Here is a 15584-nt window from a genome sequence, read left to right as displayed (position 1 = left end):
GCGCATTATAGGGAGATAGAAACTGGCGTCAACACTTATTTGAAAGAATTATTCAGCTTTCAGCGTGATGCGCGCGAAAGCCTTCTTCCCTGCCTGGAACACACGGGTCTCACCCAGCGCCAGCATGAAGGTGCGGTCGACGACCTGCCCATCCACCTTGACGCTGCCGGCACCCAGGAGATCGCGAGCCGCCGCCGCATTCTTCACCAACCCCGCCTTATTAAGGACAGAGGCAACGGGCATATCCTCGGGGGACGACAGCTCGATCTCCGGCAGATCTTCCGGCAGCTCGCCCTCCTTCAAGCGATTGCCGGCCGACTTGTGTGCGCTCGCCGCCGCCTCCTCGCCATGGAAGCGGGCGACGATCTCCTCGGCCAGCTTGATCTTGATGTCGCGCGGGTTGGCGCCCGCCTCGACATCCTTGCGGAAGCTATCGATCTCATCCAGGGAACGGAAGCTGAGCAGTTCGAAGTAACGCCACATCAGCGTGTCAGGAATGGAGACCAGCTTGCTGTACATGACACCCGGCGCTTCCTGGATACCAATATAGTTGCCCAGCGACTTGGACATCTTCTTCACGCCATCCAGCCCTTCCAGCAACGGCATGGTCAGGATCACCTGGGCCTCCTGACCATAGGCACGCTGCAGCTCGCGCCCCATCAGCAGGTTGAACTTCTGGTCGGTGCCACCCAACTCGACGTCCGCCTTCAGCGCGACGGAGTCATAGCCCTGGACCAGCGGATAGAGGAACTCATGGATAGCGATGGGCTGATTGCTGGCATAGCGCTTGCTAAAGTCATCGCGCTCCAGCATGCGCGCAACGGTGTACTGAGAGGCAAGACGAATGAAGTCAGCCGGGGTCAGCTGGTCCATCCAGGTGGAATTGAAGGCTACTTCGGTCTTGGCCGGGTCGAGGATCTTGAAGACCTGGGACTTGTACGTCTCCGCATTCTCCAGAACCTGCTCGCGCGTCAAGGGAGGACGGGTAACACTTTTCCCACTGGGGTCACCGATCATCCCAGTGAAGTCGCCGATGAGGAAGATCACCTGATGTCCCAGGTCCTGGAACTGGCGCAGCTTATTAATAAGCACGGTATGGCCAAGATGCAGATCGGGAGCGGTCGGGTCGAAGCCGGCCTTGATCCGCAAGGACTGGCCACGCTTCAGCTTGGCCAACAGTTCCGCCTCTACCAGGATCTCGTCTGCACCGCGCTGGATCAGCGCCAGCTGCTCTTCAACCGACTTCATTTACAGGTTCTGCCCAATTGCCAAAATCGAAAGGGAACCAACCATACAAGATCGCAGACTAAAAACAAATTTTGCCGACCGTCAGGGGGACGGAGCCAGGCCAGACGCGACTTTTGGCTTGATTCAAGGAGATTTTGGTTATATTTTAGGCAGTTATTTATTCACAATCCAAAAACACCAATCACGCCATGACGCAATCCGATCAGAAAGCGCCGCCGTATTACCCGAAAAGCCACTTGTTGGCCGCCAGCGGTGTTGCAGCGCTCCTCAGTTTGGCACTACTGGTGTTCCCCTCGAGCGAAGTCGAGGCCAAGAGGACCACGCTCAATCTGGAGCTTGAAAGCAACACCGATCGCCTCCCTCAGGAGAAAGACGACCTCCTGCCGCAATCGGTCACCAATTCCAGCGACGAAGGCACGCCTTTCGCTCAGGTAGAAGGCGCCTCCGACGACAACACCGCCGAGCAAGACTCGGACAAGCCGGGCGCATCTGTAGCCGATGCCGACACCAAGCCCGTCGATCCCGAGTGGAAGACCATCACCGTCGCCAGTGGCGATACGCTGTCGACCGTATTCACCAAGGCAGGCCTTTCCACCTCGGCCATGCACGACATGCTGACCAGCAGCAAGGATGCCAAGCGCTTCACCCATCTGAAGGTCGGCCAGGAGATCAAGCTCAAGCTCGACCCCAAAGGAGAGCTGCAGGCGCTGCGAGTCAAGCAGAGCGAACTCGAGACCATCGGCCTGGACAAGACCGACAAGGGCTACTCCTTCAAACGCGAGAAGGCCCAGATCGACCTGCATACCGCCTATGCCCATGGCCGCATCACCAGCTCGCTGTTCGTTGCCGGTCGTAACGCCGGCCTGCCCTATAACCTGGTCACGTCGCTGTCGAACATCTTCGGCTACGACATCGACTTCGCCCTCGATCTGCGTGAAGGCGACGAGTTCGACGTGATCTACGAACAGCACAAGGTCAACGGCAAGCAAGTGGCGACCGGCAATATCCTCGCCGCCCGCTTCGTCAACCGTGGCAAGACCTACACCGCCGTGCGCTATACCAACAAGCAGGGCAATACCAGCTACTACCGCGCCGACGGCTCCAGCATGCGCAAGGCATTCATCCGTACGCCGGTGGATTTCGCCCGCATCAGCTCGCGCTTCTCCCTGGGCCGCCGCCACCCGATCCTGAACAAGATCCGCGCGCACAAGGGCGTCGACTACGCTGCCCCCATCGGCACACCGATCAAGGCCACCGGAGACGGCAAGATCCTCGAAGCCGGACGCAAGGGGGGCTACGGCAACGCCGTGGTGATCCAGCACGGCCAGCGCTATCGGACCATCTACGGACACATGAGCCGCTTCGCCAAGGGTATCCGCGCCGGTACCAGCGTGAAGCAGGGCCAGATCATCGGTTACGTGGGCATGACGGGCCTGGCCACCGGCCCACACCTGCACTACGAATTCCAGATCAATGGCCGTCACGTCGATCCGCTGAGTGCCAAGCTGCCCATGGCGGACCCGCTCGGTGGCGCAGATCGCAAGCGCTTCATGGCGCAGACCCAGCCGATGATCGCGCGCATGGATCAGGAGAAGAAAACCCTCCTGGCCCTGAACAAGCAGCGCTGATCGTGCCGCGCTACCTGGGGTTGATGTCCGGAACCAGCCTGGACGGCATGGACATCGTCCTGATCGAGCAAGGTGATCGCACCACCTTGCTCGCTTCCCATTACCTACCCATGCCGGCCGGGCTGCGCGAAGACATCCTCGCCCTGTGCGTCCCCGGTCCCGATGAAATCGCCCGCGCCGCCGAAGTCGAGCAACGCTGGGTCGCCCTTGCAGCACAGGGCGTGCGCGAACTGCTGCTCCAGCAGCAGATGAGCCCCGACGAAGTCCGTGCCATCGGCAGTCACGGTCAAACCATCCGACATGAACCCGCTCGCCACTTCACGGTGCAGATCGGCAACCCCGCCCTGCTGGCGGAGCTGACCGGCATCGATGTCGTCGCCGACTTCCGCCGCCGCGACGTCGCAGCCGGCGGCCAGGGCGCCCCGCTGGTACCGGCCTTCCATCAGGCGCTGTTTGGCGATGATGACGCCTCCAGGGCGGTCCTGAACATCGGTGGCTTCAGCAACGTTTCGCTGCTCAGCCCCGGAAAGCCGGTACGCGGCTTCGACTGCGGCCCGGGCAACGTGCTGATGGACGCCTGGATTCATCACCAACGCGGCGAACATTTCGACCGGGACGGTGCGTGGGCCGCCAGCGGCCAGATGAACCACGCACTGCTGGCAAGCCTGCTGGCGGATGAGTTCTTCGCCGCGCGTGGCCCCAAGAGCACCGGGCGCGAGCGCTTCAACCTGTCCTGGCTGCAGGAGCACCTGGCTCGTCACCCTGCCTTGCCGGCAGCGGATATCCAGGCAACCCTGCTGGAACTGAGCGCGCGCAGCATCAGCGAATCGCTGCTGGACGCCCAGCCGGACTGCGAAGAGGTGCTGGTATGCGGCGGCGGCGCCTTCAATACGGCGCTGATGAAGCGCCTGGCCCTGCTGATGCCCGAAGCTCGGGTCGCCAGTACCGACGAATACGGCATTCCCCCTGCCTGGATGGAGGGCATGGCATTCGCCTGGCTAGCCCATCGGTTTCTCGAGCGCCTGCCCGGCAACTGCCCTGATGTGACCGGTGCGCTCGGTCCCAGAACTCTGGGCGCGCTGTATCCCGCCTGAAACGAAAACGCCGCGCATATAAGCGCGGCGTTTTCGTAGCGGCCCCATCGACGTCAGATCGAGAACGACTGTCCGCAACCGCAAGTCGTGGCGGCGTTCGGGTTCTTGATGACGAACCTCGAACCTTCCAGGCCTTCCTGGTAGTCGACTTCCGAGCCCGCCAGGTACTGGAAGCTCATCGGGTCCACCACCAGGCCCACGCCATCGCGCTCGATCACGGTATCGTCATCGGCGATATCTTCGTCGAAGGTGAAGCCATACTGGAAGCCCGAGCAACCGCCGCCGGTGACGAATACACGCAGTTTCAGGCGAGGATTGCCCTCTTCGTCAATCAACGTCTTCACCTTGTTGGCTGCGCCTGGGGTAAAGAGCAGGGGCGTAGGGGTGAAGGTCTCGATGCTCATGTTTCCGAATCTCCCGGCTTGAGGCCGTGCGTTACAACATTACGCCCATTATCCTCTTGTCCCAGAAAAATGGTCAACTAATCCACAGTTTCCACGCTGGCAGGCAGTTCCAGCGGGCGCGGACTGGCCTCGGTCATCGGGCACAGGCGGCCCTCGATCTGGGCCCCCATGGCGGTTTCGATCAGCCCATAGTGAAGATTGCCCTTCACCCGGGCCTGGGCCCCCAGCTCCAGGCGTTCGATGGCATGGATGTCGCCATCCACCTGACCGTCGATGATCACATGGGGGGCCCGGATTTCGCCATCGACTCGACCGCCGGCGCTGACCCGCACCAGCCCTTCGTGCGCCTGCAACGCTCCGCGGACGGTGCCGTCGATCTGCACCGCGCCCTTGAGGTTCATGTCACCGACCAGTTCGGCGCCGCTGGCGATCAGGCTGGTCTGCCCGGTGAAACGCTGGACGTCGGCCCGGCCTTTGTTCTTGCTCCACATAATGCTCACTCACTGCTTCGGCCAATCGAAACGGCGCTGTAGCGGTTTGGACTGGCCATTTAGCTCCGCACGTACGTCGATCAGCTTCGGGATGAAGTTCTTCGGCAGCTCCAGCTCGGCGAAACGCCCCCCTTCTGGGATCGACTGGAAATGCCGGAGGGAAATCGACAGCCCTGTCTTGCCCAGTTCCGGCGAGAGCTGTTCGAGGTCGTAGGTAGCGTCCTTGCGCGCCAGCTTGCCGCTGATGCGGACTTTCAGCCGCCCATCCAGCTTGCGGTCGTCCCTGCCCAGGCGGCTGAGCATCACCTTATAGCGGAAGCGCTGCGGGTCGTCCGTGCCCTGCACCTCAAAGGCACGGATTTCCAGCGCATCCGCCTTGCTGGCCGGCGCGACTACCCCCTTGTAGAACGCGATGTCCTGTTGCTGCTTGAACACCTGGTCCTCAAGCAGCTTGATGGTCTGCCGGCTCTGTTCGGTGGCCTGCTGGCTGAGGCGTTCTCCGCTGCGCAACACCTCGATTTCGGTACGCAGGCGCTCCAGCTCGGCCTTCTGCTCGCCGATCAGGGTTTCCTGGCGTTGCGCATCGGCCTCGCTGCGAGCGGCGTCCGCCCCGGTCGACCAGCGACCGCCGAGAAACGCCAGCGGAACCGCCAGCAGCAGCGCACCCACCCCGAGGCGGACCAGCCAGGCCCGCCGTGGATCACGGAACTGGAGTTCCCAGCCGGACATCAGGGGAGCAGGGCCGCATGCGAGAGGCCCAGGCGCTCGTCCAGCCCGAACAGGATGTTCATGTTCTGGAGCGCCTGACCCGAGGCGCCCTTGACCAGGTTGTCGATCACCGACAGCACCACCACCAGGTCGCCGCCCTGGGGGCGATGCACGGCGATTCGGCAGACATTGGCGCCACGCACGCTGCGGGTCTCCGGATGGCTGCCGGCCGGCATCACGTCGACGAAGGGTTCGTCGGCGTAGCGCTTCTCGAACAGCGCCTGGAGGTCGACCGAGCGATCCGCGACATGGGCATAGAGGGTTGCATGGATACCGCGGATCATTGGCGTCAGGTGCGGTACGAACGTCAGCCCGACGTCGCCGCCGGAGGCCCGACGCAGGCCCTGGCTGATTTCCGGGAGATGCCGATGCCCCTTGACCGCGTAGGCCATCATGCTTTCGCCCGCCTCGCAGAACAGCGAGCCAACCTTGGCGCCCCGACCGGCGCCGCTGACCCCGGACTTGCAATCGGCGATCAGCCGCGAGGCGTCGGCCAGGCCGGCCTCCAGCAGCGGGATCAGGCCCAGTTGGGTCGCGGTCGGGTAGCAACCCGGCACGGCGATCAGGCGGGCCTGGCGGATCTTCTCGCGGTTCACTTCCGGCAGGCCGTAGACAGCCTCGTCGAGCAGCGCCGGAGCGCCATGCGGCTGGCCGTACCAGCGCGCCCACTCCTCGGCGTCCGCCAGGCGGAAGTCAGCGGACAGATCGATGACCCGGGTCCCGGCGTCCAGCAGTTCGCCAGCCAGCGCGTGCGCCACGCCGTGCGGCGTGGCGAAGAACACCACGTCGCAGGCGCCGAGGCGCTGCACGTCCGGCACGCTGAACTGCAGGTCGTCATAATGACCTCGCAGGTTCGGGTACATGTCGGCGACCTTCACCCCCGCCTCGGAACGCGAAGTGATCACTTCCACCCGGGCCTGCGGATGCTGCGCCAGCAGGCGCAGCAGTTCCACGCCCGTATAACCCGTACCGCCAACGATGCCGACCTTGATCATCTGTCCATCACTCCGCGCGCTGAGGCAAGCTAGCCAAAAGAGGCCAATGATAAGAGCCGAGCGCCGGCATGAACAGCGCTGGGCGTCCGGCTTTGCGACCGGTTCGGCCCTTCGGTCGGCAGTCTAGCCCGCGGGGTCGTCGGGCAGAAATTGCTGCGAGGCCCTATCCGAATGTTCCTACCTGTTATGCGGCCATATCTGCCGGCAAATCAGACAGCGGCAAGCCGCCAGGGTGACGCGTTCCAGCCATCCCTCTACTATCGGGGCACCGTGATCAAGAGGATGTCCTGATGTACCTGTGGCTCAAAGCCTTCCATATCATCGCCGTAGTCTGCTGGTTCGCCGGCCTGTTCTACCTGCCGCGCCTGTTCGTCTACCACGCCATGAGCGAGGACCAGACCAGCCGGGAACGCTTCTGCGTCATGGAGCGCAAGCTCTACCGGGGGATCATGATGCCCTCGATGCTCGCCACCCTGGTCCTTGGCCTCTGGATGCTCTATCTCACCCCCGGCTGGCTGAGCCAAGGCTGGCTGCACGCCAAGCTGACCCTGGTGGTCCTGCTGATCGGCTACCACCACGCCTGCGGCGCCATGCTCAAGCGCTTCGCCCGCGGCGAGCCGGGGCGCAGCCATGTGTTCTACCGCTGGTTCAACGAAGTGCCTGTACTGTTCCTGCTGCTGATCGTCCTACTGGTGGTGCTCAAACCTTTCTGACCCAGGAGTCCTGTCCATGTCCTTGCCCGCCCTGCTCGACCAACGCCTGCGACTGCCGATGGTGGCCGCGCCGATGTTCCTGGTATCCAACCCGCAGTTGGTGCTGGCCTGCTGCCGCAGCGGCATCGTCGGCAGCTTCCCGGCGCTCAACCAGCGCGAGAGCAGCGGCTTCGAGGGTTGGCTGGAGGAAATCGGGGCCGGCCTGCAAGCGCTGGACAATCCCGCGCCCTATGCGGTGAACCTGATCGTCCACAACACCAATCCGCGGTTGCAGGCCGACCTGCGGATCTGCGTCGAGCACCGCGTACCGATCGTCATCACCAGCCTCGGCGCAGTGCGCGAAGTGGTAGACGCTGTGCATAGCTACGGCGGCCTGGTATTCCACGACGTCACCACCCGCCGCCACGCCGAAAAGGCCGCCGAGGCCGGGGTCGACGGTCTGATCGCGGTGGCGGCCGGCGCGGGCGGCCACGCCGGGACCTGGAGCCCTTTCGCGCTGGTCGCGGAAATCCGCCAGTTCTTCGACAAGACTCTGCTGCTGGCCGGCTGCATCAACCACGGCCACGAGATTCTCGCCGCACAGATGCTCGGCGCCGACCTGGCCTATCTCGGCACCCGCTTCATCGCCACCCGCGAGAGCAATGCCTCCGACGCCTACAAGCAGATGATCCTGGAGGCACGCGCCGCCGACATCGTGCACACCCCGGCGGTGTCCGGCGTACCGGCCAGCTTCATGCGGCAAAGCCTGGAGGCCGCCGGCTACGATCTGAAGCGCCTGACCGACAAGGCAGACATGAACTACGGCGAGAAACTCAAGCCGGTGAACGACGAGGCCAAGGCCTGGAAGACCGTGTGGTCCGCCGGCCAGGGCGCGGGCAACATAGACGACTTGCCCGGCGTCGACGAGTTGGTCGCCCGCCTCGACCGGGAATATCGAGACGCCCTGCGGAACATGGATAGCCTGGCCAACCGCTGGCCGCGCTGAAACCGCCGGGTCACGGCGCCCCGGCTTGTGCGGGAGTTCTCATCTCGCGCTTGTGGGCGCCAAGGCCGCCGATTAGGCTGTCGGCTGCATTTCTCTCACCCCAGCTGACAAGGATGCCTGCATGACCGACCAACGCTTCAAGATCGTCTTCTCCGGCGAGCTGATGCCCGACGCATCGCTCGAAACCGTGAAGGACAATCTCGCCCGCCTGTTCAAGAGCGAACCGGGCAAGATCGACGCCCTCTTCGGCGGTCGCCCGGTGGTGCTGAAACGCGAACTTCCAGAGGCCGAGGCGGAGCGTTACCTGACCGCCCTGCGCCAGGCCGGCGCCAATGCCTACAAGGAAGTCGACCTGGCGGCCAGCCTGAGCCTGGTGGAAACGCCCGATCACAACCCCCAGGTCGCGGAGGAAACCCCAGCGCAAGACCTGCCTCCCATGACTTGCCCGAAATGCGGCCATGAACAGCCCAGCGGAGCGGAATGTTCGGCTTGCGGCATCATCATCGAGAAGTACCTGGCGCGCCAGGCGCAGCTCGGCGAAAACGCCGCGCCTGCGGCCTCCACGGCCGCGGGCGCGGGCGCGTCTCCCTACACACCACCCAGCGCCCAGGTCGGCGAAGCCCTCCCCGAGTTCGGCGAGCTGAACGTGTTCACCACCAACGGCCGGATCGGACGTCTGCGCTATCTCGGCTGGTCGATGGCGATGACGCTGTGCTTCCTCGTCATCATGGGCCTGGGCTTCCTGCTCGGCGAAACCGTCGGCGTGGCCGTCACCGCCCTGGCCTCGATCGCCTTCATCGTCATTGCCGTGATGATCGGCGTGCAGCGCCTGCATGACCTCGGCTGGTCGGGCTGGCTCTGGCTGCTCAACTTCGTCCCCTTCGTCGGCAGCGTGTTCGGCATCCTGATGCTGGTCCTGCCCGGCAGCACCGGCGCCAACCGCTACGGTCCGCCGCCGCCGGCGAACAGCACCGGGGTGAAAGTCCTGGCCAGTCTGATCATCCTGCTGCCGATAGTCGGTATCATCGCCGCCATCGCCCTGCCGTCCTACCAGGGTTACCTGGAGCGCGCGAACTATGACGGCGGCGCCAGCGCTCCAGCCGACCCGTACACCACGGACGAGCAGGCCGCCGCAGCGGCGGCCGAAGCCGATGAAGCCGCCACGGCGGCGGCAGAGGCCATGGAAGACGACGACCAACAGTAGCCACGCAACCCCTCGCGACGGGCGGGGTCCAATTCCCCGTCCGTTTCGGAGAAGTCTCGAATGCCCCGTTATGCCCTGATCACCGGCGCTTCCAGCGGTATCGGCCTGGCCCTAGCCGAAGCCCTGGCCCGGCGCGGTCGCGCCCTGATCCTGGTGGCGCGCCAGCGCGACGCGCTGGAGAGCATCGCCTATGAGCTGGCGCAGCGTTTCGGCGTGGAAGTGCTGTTCCGCACCTGCGATCTTTCCGAGCCGCTGCAACTGTCAGGGTTGTTGCACGAACTGGAACAGGGCGAACGACAGATCGACCTGCTGGTTAACAATGCCGGGATCGGTACCTCCGGCCCCTTCATCGACCAGGAATGGGCGCGGGAACAGGAGCTGATCGAACTCAACATCCTGGCCCTGGCCCGCCTTTGCCACTCCCTCGGCGCCCGCATGGCGGCGCAGGGCGGTGGCCAGATACTCAATATCGCCTCGGTGGCCGCCTTCCAGCCCGGCGCCTGGATGAGCAACTACTACGCCAGCAAGGCCTACGTCCTGCACTTCTCGGAAGGCTTGCGGGAAGAACTGAAAGGGCGCGGCGTCAAGGTCTCGGTGCTGTGCCCTGGGCCAACCCGTACGGCATTCTTCCGGGAAGCCGGGATGCGGCTCGGCAGGCTCGACCGGAGCAAGCTGATGATGACCCCGGAGGAAGTCGCGCTGCAGGCCCTGCGCGGGCTGGACAAGAACCGCGCCCTGATCGTCCCCGGTTGGCGCAATCGCCTGCTGGCGCTGAGCCCACGCCTGGCGCCACGCTGGCTGGTGCGCCGACTCGCCGCGCGGATCAACGCCTCGGCGGTACCCTCCGTCCCACGGGGTTGATCGGCCTCTCCTCGCAGGGCAACGAGGTTAGCCGTCGGCTCAGTCTGCTGGCACCGCCCGCCCCTTGGCCCAGGTCCGCAGCGCGGCGAGCTTTTCCGCCATCAGCACCGACAGCGGCGAGGTTCGCGACAGCTCCCTGAGCAACAGCTCCTGATCCACCGCCTGCTGTCGCGCCTGCCCGGCGTACAGTGCCGCCACCACCGCCTGCTCGATCTCCGCCCCGCTGAAACCCTCGCTGGCAGCCGCCAGCAGAAGGAGGTCGAACTGTGCCGGCTCCAGCTCGCGGCGTTGCAGATGGATGCGGAAGATCTCGGCGCGAACCTCCGGCGTCGGCAGGTCGACGAAGAACAATTCGTCGAAGCGTCCCTTGCGGATCAGTTCGGGCGGCAGGCGGTCGATAGCGTTCGCGGTGGCGACCATGAAGACCGGCGCCTCGCGCTCGGCCATCCAGGTCAGCAGGGTACCCAGCACGCGCTGACTGACGCCGTTGTCCTGGTCGCCGCCAGAAATGCCCTTCTCCACTTCATCCATCCACAGCACGCAGGGCGCCATCTGTTCGGCCAGGCGCAGCGCCTCGCGCAGGTTGCGCTCGGTTTCGCCGAAGTACTTGTTGTAGAGACAGGCGAAATCCAGACGCAGCAACGGCAAGCCCCAGAGGCCGGCCACCGCCTTGGCCGCCAGGCTCTTGCCGGCGCCCTGCACGCCGACCAGCATCATGCCCTTCGGCTGGTCGCCAGGCTTGCCGGCGAGGAACGCCGACTGACGCTCGCCGAGCCAGCGCTTGAGCGCGGCAAGCCCGCCGACCTCGGCGAAGCGCGCGGTGTCGTACTCGAAGCTCAGCACGCCCTCCAGGTCGAGTAGCTGGAACTTGGTGCGGTTCAGCTCGGGCAGGTCCTCCTGGGTGATCGCCCCATCGTTGCAGATCACGTTGCGCGCCAGCAGCCGCGCCTCGGCATGGCTGAGCCCACGCAGGTTCTTCACCACCTGCTGCAGGGTGCGGTTGTCGGTGCGCACGCGGGCACCACGGTTGCGCTCGCTCCAGCGCGTCGCTTCCTCGCGGACGATGCCGAGCAGTTCGTCCTCGCTGGGCAGGGACAGCGAGAACCGCGCGGCGAAGCGCTGCACTTCGGCCGGCAGCTTCAGCGCATGGGACACCAGCACCACGGTCGGTCGATGATTGCCTTCGGCCATGGCGATTTCCTTGAGCAGGCGCACCAGGGTCGGGCTGTCGCCAAGGAAAGGATGCAGGTCGCAGAGCACGTAGAGATTCGCCTGCTGATCGTGCTTGATCAAGCGCAACGCCGCGACCGGGTCGCGGCTCTCCTCCCCGCCCAGCGGCTCGCCGCCGAAGCCCAGGCGCTGCACGCCCTCGGTCACCGACCAGGCATACAGGCCAAGGCCGCGCCTGACCGCCAGGCCGGTGAGGGTTTCCATCACCTTCGGCTCGTCCCAGGACTCGATCAGGATCAGCTTGACCCGGGAATCCAGGACCAGGCCGAGGTCGTGTATGTCGTTCTTCACTGCGGCTCCTTCACGCTTGGGCGGTCGCGACGGGCACCGCTACACTCGGGAAAGCACCCGAGGCCGGAGGAATCGCCCATGGACTGTCTGTTCTGCAAGATCGTGGCGGGGGAAGTTCCCGCGCGCAAGTTCTACGAAGACGAGGAAGTTGTCGCGTTTCACGATATCGGCCCGCAGGCGCCGGTGCACTTCCTGGTCATCCCGAAAAGGCACATTCCCACCCTCGAGCACCTGACCGAGGCAGACCGGCCGCTGGCAGGCCATATCCTCTTCACCGCCCAGCGCCTGGCCCGGGAGCAGGGCTGCGAGGAAGGCTTCCGTGTGGTGATGAACTGCAACGACCTTGGCGGGCAGACCGTGCACCACATCCACATGCACGTGCTGGGTCAACGCCAGATGCACTGGCCGCCGGGCTGAGTCCCTGCTGGCGCTGCGACATCGCAGCCCGTCCGCAACATCCTGCTATCAGCGCACTTCCGGTAAACTGGTGCGATCTTTCGTTTCCGGAGGTGCGCCATGTCCGCCGACCGCCACTATTCGCCCATCGACCGTTTCCTGCTGCAGGCCGACTCCGCCCTGCGCACCCTGCTGCCGTTCAGCGGCCAGCCGGCGCGACCGTCGCCGGCCATCGTGGAACCCGATGGCGAACTGAGCGAGGAAGACACCCGCCATATCGCCGGCCTGATGCGCATCAACCACACCGGCGAGGTCTGCGCCCAGGCGCTGTACCAGGGCCAGTCGCTGACCGCCAAGCTGCCCGAGGTCCGCGAGGCGATGGAGGAAGCCGCCGAGGAGGAGATCGACCACCTGGCCTGGTGCGAGCAACGCATCCGCCAGTTGGGCAGCCGTCCCAGCGTCCTCAATCCGATCTTCTACGGCCTGTCCTTCGGCGTCGGTGCCGCCGCCGGGCTGGTCAGCGACCGGGTCAGCCTGGGCTTCGTCGCCGCCACCGAAGACCAGGTGTGCAAGCATCTGGACGAACACCTGGCGCAGATTCCCCAGGAGGATCGGAAATCCCGTGCCATCCTCGAGCAGATGCGTATCGACGAGGAACAGCATTCGAGCAACGCCCTGGCCGCCGGCGGCCTGCGCTTCCCGGCACCGGTGAAGCTGGGCATGAGCCTGCTGGCGAAGGTGATGACCAAGAGCACCTACCGCATCTGAATCGCACGCATGAAAAAGCCCGCTCGAAGCGGGCTTTTTCTTTCTCGTGTGCGATCAGCGCGGCATGTTGCGCGCGTAGAAGATCTCCAGCATTTCGTGCTTGAGCCGTTCCGTGACCTGCTCGCGCTGCTCCGTCGAGAGCGTCCGGGTAGCGTCGCCGAACAGGTAGTTCTCCAGTTCGAAGTCCTTGAGCAGCATCTTGGTGTGGAACAGGTTCTCCTGGTACACGTTCACGTCGGTCATCTGGTAGGCCTCGCGCGTGTCGTCGGAGAGATAGTTCTGGATCGAGTTGATCTCGTGGTCGATGAAATGCTTGCGCCCCTCAATGTCGCGGGTGAAGCCGCGGACCCGATAGTCGACCGTGACGATGTCCGAGTCGAACTGGTGGATCAGGTAGTTCAGGGCCTTCAGCGGGGAGATCACTCCGCAGGTGGACACATCGATGTCCACGCGGAAGGTCGCGATGCCGTCCACCGGATGGATTTCCGGGTAGGTATGCACGGTGATGTGGCTCTTGTCCAGGTGCGCCAGGATGGTGTCCGGCAGCGGGCCCGGGGACTCTTCGATCTGGCTGTCGGTCGGAGTGACCGGCTGCTCGGAGATCAGGATGGTCACGCTGGCGCCCTGGGGGTCGTAGTCCTGACGCGCGATGTTCAGGATATTGGCGCCGATGATGTCGACAACATCGGTAAGAATCTGCGTCAGACGCTCCGCGTCATACTCTTCGTCGATGTACTGCACGTAGGCCTGGAGGTCTTCGGGCGTCTCGGCGTAGCAGATGTCGTAGATGTTGAAGCTCAAGGTCTTCGTCAGGTTGTTGAACCCGTGGAGCTTGAGTTTGCTTTTCACCGTGGGGAACTCTCTCGGTTGCTTGCGGCTCTGCCGCAGGGTTGGGGCATGCCCGTCAGATGCGAACGACGCACCTGCGTAGGACGGTTAACACCTCTTCGCGATGGCGATTGTGGTTTGTTGAGTTGCACGGGCGCCGGCTGGCGCCATTGGTCACCCGACCGGGATGGCTCGGGAAACGTCTATCAGAGCGGAAGAATCTTCCGAACTGAACGGCCGCCCGACGGAATCGCGCGGCACGAAAAAAGGGGCGCATTATGCAGAGCCAATCAAGCCTCCGCCAGAGTTTGCGCCCCTTTTATGATGACCGGATGTCGTCTCAGCCGAGTTCGACGATCTCGTAGTCGTGGGTGATCTCCACCCCGCCGCGACCGAGCATGATCGACGCCGAGCAGTATTTCTCCGCCGACAGCTCCACCGCGCGCTTGACCTGGGCCTCCTTGAGACCGCGGCCCTTGACCACGAAGTGCACGTGGATCTTCGTGAACACCTTGGGCTCCTCGTCGGCCCTTTCGGCCTCGAGGAAGGCTTCGCAGCTCTCCACCGGCTGGCGCGCCTTCTTCAGGATGCTGACCACATCGAAGTTGGTGCAGCCGCCGAGGCCGATCAGGACCATCTCCATAGGGCGCACCCCGAGGTTGCGTCCGCCATGGTCCGGCGGACCGTCCATGACCACCACGTGGCCGCTACCGGACTCGCCGAGGAACATCGCCTCGCCCGCCCACTGGATACGCGCTTTCATCGTTCAGACTCCCGCCGGCAAAGGGCGCCAGCTTAGCACAGGGCCCAAGGACAGTACGGGATCACAGTCCTGATAGCTGCGTCGCAAAATCACATCGACCTTCATGGTCCGTCTGTTAAGCTGGACGCGGTTTACTGGCACACTTCCTGATCTGCCCGGTTGGGGGGAGCTCTCCGCTGAGCTCCCGGGCCCTGGCAGGTCTCTCCATAAGAACTCAAAAAAACATCGCCTTGTACGTCAGGCATATTCTTTATTCTTTCGGGACTCGGGCATGGTAGCTATTACCCACACACCCAAACTCAAACACCTAGACAAGCTGCTCGCACACTGTCACCGCCGCCGCTACACCGCAAAGAGCACCATCATCTATGCCGGCGATCGCTGCGAAACGCTGTTCTTCATCATCAAGGGTTCGGTCACCATCCTCATCGAGGACGACGACGGCCGCGAAATGATCATCGGCTACCTCAACAGCGGTGATTTCTTCGGCGAGCTGGGATTGTTCGAAAAGGAAGGCAGCGAACAGGAACGCAGCGCCTGGGTTCGTGCCAAGGTGGAATGCGAAGTCGCCGAGATCAGCTATGCGAAGTTCCGCGAACTGTCGCAGCAGGACTCGGAGATCCTCTACACCCTCGGCAGCCAGATGGCCGACCGCCTGCGCAAGACCACCCGCAAGGTGGGCGACCTGGCCTTCCTCGACGTCACCGGACGCGTCGCCCGCACCTTGCTGGACCTGTGCCAGCAACCGGACGCCATGACCCACCCGGACGGCATGCAGATCAAGATCACCCGCCAGGAGATCGGCCGGATCGTCGGCTGCTCGCGGGAAATGGTCGGACGCGTGCTGAAGAGCCTGGAGGAGCAGGGCCTGGTGCATGTGAAAGGGAAGACCATGGTGGTCTTCGGCACCCGCTGAA

General features: G+C 64.1%; 17 protein-coding genes. 9 read left to right on the top strand and 8 right to left on the bottom strand.

Annotated elements, in window-relative coordinates:
* Nucleotides 1–48: 48 nt before the first annotated feature.
* Nucleotides 49–1248: a tyrosine--tRNA ligase gene (gene tyrS, locus LT948_RS13620; RefSeq protein WP_023092377.1), complete on the bottom strand. Its 1200-nt coding sequence runs from the start codon at nucleotides 1246–1248 to the stop codon at nucleotides 49–51.
* A gap of 188 nt (nucleotides 1249–1436) precedes the next feature.
* Here tyrS and LT948_RS13615 point away from each other — a divergent pair, with 188 nt between their 5' ends.
* Nucleotides 1437–2876: a peptidoglycan DD-metalloendopeptidase family protein gene (locus LT948_RS13615; protein WP_023092376.1), complete on the top strand. Its 1440-nt coding sequence runs from the start codon at nucleotides 1437–1439 to the stop codon at nucleotides 2874–2876.
* A 2-nt stretch (nucleotides 2877–2878) separates the two neighbouring features.
* Nucleotides 2879–3970: an anhydro-N-acetylmuramic acid kinase gene (locus LT948_RS13610; RefSeq protein ID WP_003085271.1), complete on the top strand. Its 1092-nt coding sequence runs from the start codon at nucleotides 2879–2881 to the stop codon at nucleotides 3968–3970.
* 53 nt (nucleotides 3971–4023) lie between these two features.
* Here LT948_RS13610 and erpA read toward each other — a convergent pair whose 3' ends face one another.
* The 4 genes from erpA to argC all read right to left on the bottom strand — a co-directional run bounded on the left by erpA (nucleotide 4024) and on the right by argC (nucleotide 6628).
* Nucleotides 4024–4374 (bottom strand): iron-sulfur cluster insertion protein ErpA, encoded by a 351-nt coding sequence (gene erpA / locus LT948_RS13605; RefSeq protein ID WP_003085254.1) that lies wholly within the window; start codon nucleotides 4372–4374, stop codon nucleotides 4024–4026.
* Nucleotides 4375–4451: 77 nt separating this feature from the next.
* Nucleotides 4452–4874 (bottom strand): bactofilin family protein, encoded by a 423-nt coding sequence (locus LT948_RS13600; protein WP_003120826.1) that lies wholly within the window; start codon nucleotides 4872–4874, stop codon nucleotides 4452–4454.
* Nucleotides 4875–5594, bottom strand: a complete 720-nt coding sequence (locus LT948_RS13595; RefSeq protein ID WP_003085249.1) for a DUF6776 family protein — start codon at nucleotides 5592–5594, stop codon at nucleotides 4875–4877. It abuts the gene before it with no gap.
* Nucleotides 5594–6628 carry an N-acetyl-gamma-glutamyl-phosphate reductase gene (gene argC / locus LT948_RS13590; protein ID WP_003101649.1) on the bottom strand — a complete coding sequence of 345 codons (1035 nt, stop codon included), beginning with the start codon at nucleotides 6626–6628 and terminating at the stop codon, nucleotides 5594–5596. Before argC ends, LT948_RS13595 begins: the two co-directional genes overlap by 1 nt.
* A gap of 290 nt (nucleotides 6629–6918) precedes the next feature.
* On the opposite strand from argC, the gene hemJ reads away from it, so the two are divergent.
* From hemJ to LT948_RS13570, 4 genes are all read left to right on the top strand, one after another.
* Nucleotides 6919–7341 carry a protoporphyrinogen oxidase HemJ gene (gene hemJ / locus LT948_RS13585; RefSeq protein ID WP_003085245.1) on the top strand — a complete coding sequence of 141 codons (423 nt, stop codon included), beginning with the start codon at nucleotides 6919–6921 and terminating at the stop codon, nucleotides 7339–7341.
* 16 nt (nucleotides 7342–7357) lie between these two features.
* On the top strand, nucleotides 7358–8326 hold the full coding sequence (locus LT948_RS13580; protein WP_003085244.1) for an NAD(P)H-dependent flavin oxidoreductase: 969 nt from the start codon (nucleotides 7358–7360) through the stop codon (nucleotides 8324–8326).
* Nucleotides 8327–8447: 121 nt separating this feature from the next.
* Entirely contained in the window at nucleotides 8448–9530 is a 1083-nt protein-coding gene (locus LT948_RS13575) for a DUF805 domain-containing protein (RefSeq protein WP_103119296.1), read from the top strand.
* A gap of 60 nt (nucleotides 9531–9590) precedes the next feature.
* A complete protein-coding gene (locus tag LT948_RS13570) occupies nucleotides 9591–10391 on the top strand; it encodes an SDR family NAD(P)-dependent oxidoreductase (protein WP_023092375.1) in 801 nt (266 codons plus the stop codon).
* A 39-nt stretch (nucleotides 10392–10430) separates the two neighbouring features.
* On the opposite strand, the gene LT948_RS13565 is transcribed toward LT948_RS13570, so the two are convergent.
* A complete protein-coding gene (locus LT948_RS13565; protein ID WP_003121853.1) occupies nucleotides 10431–11912 on the bottom strand; it encodes an AAA family ATPase in 1482 nt (493 codons plus the stop codon).
* A gap of 78 nt (nucleotides 11913–11990) precedes the next feature.
* Here LT948_RS13565 and LT948_RS13560 point away from each other — a divergent pair, with 78 nt between their 5' ends.
* On the top strand, nucleotides 11991–12329 hold the full coding sequence (locus LT948_RS13560; protein ID WP_003085225.1) for a histidine triad nucleotide-binding protein: 339 nt from the start codon (nucleotides 11991–11993) through the stop codon (nucleotides 12327–12329).
* Nucleotides 12330–12428: 99 nt separating this feature from the next.
* Complete coding sequence (coq7, locus tag LT948_RS13555) at nucleotides 12429–13076, top strand: 2-polyprenyl-3-methyl-6-methoxy-1,4-benzoquinone monooxygenase (RefSeq protein ID WP_003085224.1); 648 nt, start codon at nucleotides 12429–12431, stop codon at nucleotides 13074–13076.
* Between the two features lie 54 nt (nucleotides 13077–13130).
* Here the strand turns inward: coq7 and speD are convergent, their stop codons facing one another.
* Entirely contained in the window at nucleotides 13131–13925 is a 795-nt protein-coding gene (speD, locus tag LT948_RS13550) for an adenosylmethionine decarboxylase (protein WP_003085223.1), read from the bottom strand.
* A 319-nt stretch (nucleotides 13926–14244) separates the two neighbouring features.
* Nucleotides 14245–14667: an OsmC family protein gene (locus LT948_RS13545; protein WP_003085219.1), complete on the bottom strand. Its 423-nt coding sequence runs from the start codon at nucleotides 14665–14667 to the stop codon at nucleotides 14245–14247.
* A 271-nt stretch (nucleotides 14668–14938) separates the two neighbouring features.
* Between LT948_RS13545 and crp the strand changes: the two genes are divergently transcribed.
* The gene (gene crp, locus LT948_RS13540; protein WP_003085214.1) at nucleotides 14939–15583 is read left to right on the top strand and encodes a cAMP-activated global transcriptional regulator CRP; all 645 of its coding nucleotides are present in this window, start codon (nucleotides 14939–14941) and stop codon (nucleotides 15581–15583) included.
* Nucleotide 15584: the final 1 nt, after the last annotated feature.

This window comes from Pseudomonas sp. CP-1, assembly GCF_021213715.1.
Taxonomy (GTDB): Bacteria; Pseudomonadota; Gammaproteobacteria; order Pseudomonadales; family Pseudomonadaceae; genus Pseudomonas; species Pseudomonas aeruginosa.
Note: the sequence above shows the minus strand (reverse complement) of the source record. Positions and strands in the feature narration are given on the sequence as shown.

Bases quoted from the DNA above. Each gene is read 5' to 3' on its own strand.
- tyrS (WP_023092377.1), bottom strand. From the start codon at position 1,248: ATGAAGTCGGTTGAAGAGCAGCTGGCGCTGATCCAGCGCGGTGCAGAC.
- LT948_RS13615 (WP_023092376.1), top strand. From the start codon at position 1,437: ATGACGCAATCCGATCAGAAAGCGCCGCCGTATTACCCGAAAAGCCAC.
- erpA (WP_003085254.1), bottom strand. From the start codon at position 4,374: ATGAGCATCGAGACCTTCACCCCTACGCCCCTGCTCTTTACCCCAGGC.
- LT948_RS13595 (WP_003085249.1), bottom strand. From the start codon at position 5,594: ATGTCCGGCTGGGAACTCCAGTTCCGTGATCCACGGCGGGCCTGGCTG.
- argC (WP_003101649.1), bottom strand. From the start codon at position 6,628: ATGATCAAGGTCGGCATCGTTGGCGGTACGGGTTATACGGGCGTGGAA.
- hemJ (WP_003085245.1), top strand. From the start codon at position 6,919: ATGTACCTGTGGCTCAAAGCCTTCCATATCATCGCCGTAGTCTGCTGG.
- LT948_RS13580 (WP_003085244.1), top strand. From the start codon at position 7,358: ATGTCCTTGCCCGCCCTGCTCGACCAACGCCTGCGACTGCCGATGGTG.
- LT948_RS13575 (WP_103119296.1), top strand. From the start codon at position 8,448: ATGACCGACCAACGCTTCAAGATCGTCTTCTCCGGCGAGCTGATGCCC.
- LT948_RS13570 (WP_023092375.1), top strand. From the start codon at position 9,591: ATGCCCCGTTATGCCCTGATCACCGGCGCTTCCAGCGGTATCGGCCTG.
- LT948_RS13560 (WP_003085225.1), top strand. From the start codon at position 11,991: ATGGACTGTCTGTTCTGCAAGATCGTGGCGGGGGAAGTTCCCGCGCGC.
- coq7 (WP_003085224.1), top strand. From the start codon at position 12,429: ATGTCCGCCGACCGCCACTATTCGCCCATCGACCGTTTCCTGCTGCAG.
- LT948_RS13545 (WP_003085219.1), bottom strand. From the start codon at position 14,667: ATGAAAGCGCGTATCCAGTGGGCGGGCGAGGCGATGTTCCTCGGCGAG.
- crp (WP_003085214.1), top strand. From the start codon at position 14,939: ATGGTAGCTATTACCCACACACCCAAACTCAAACACCTAGACAAGCTG.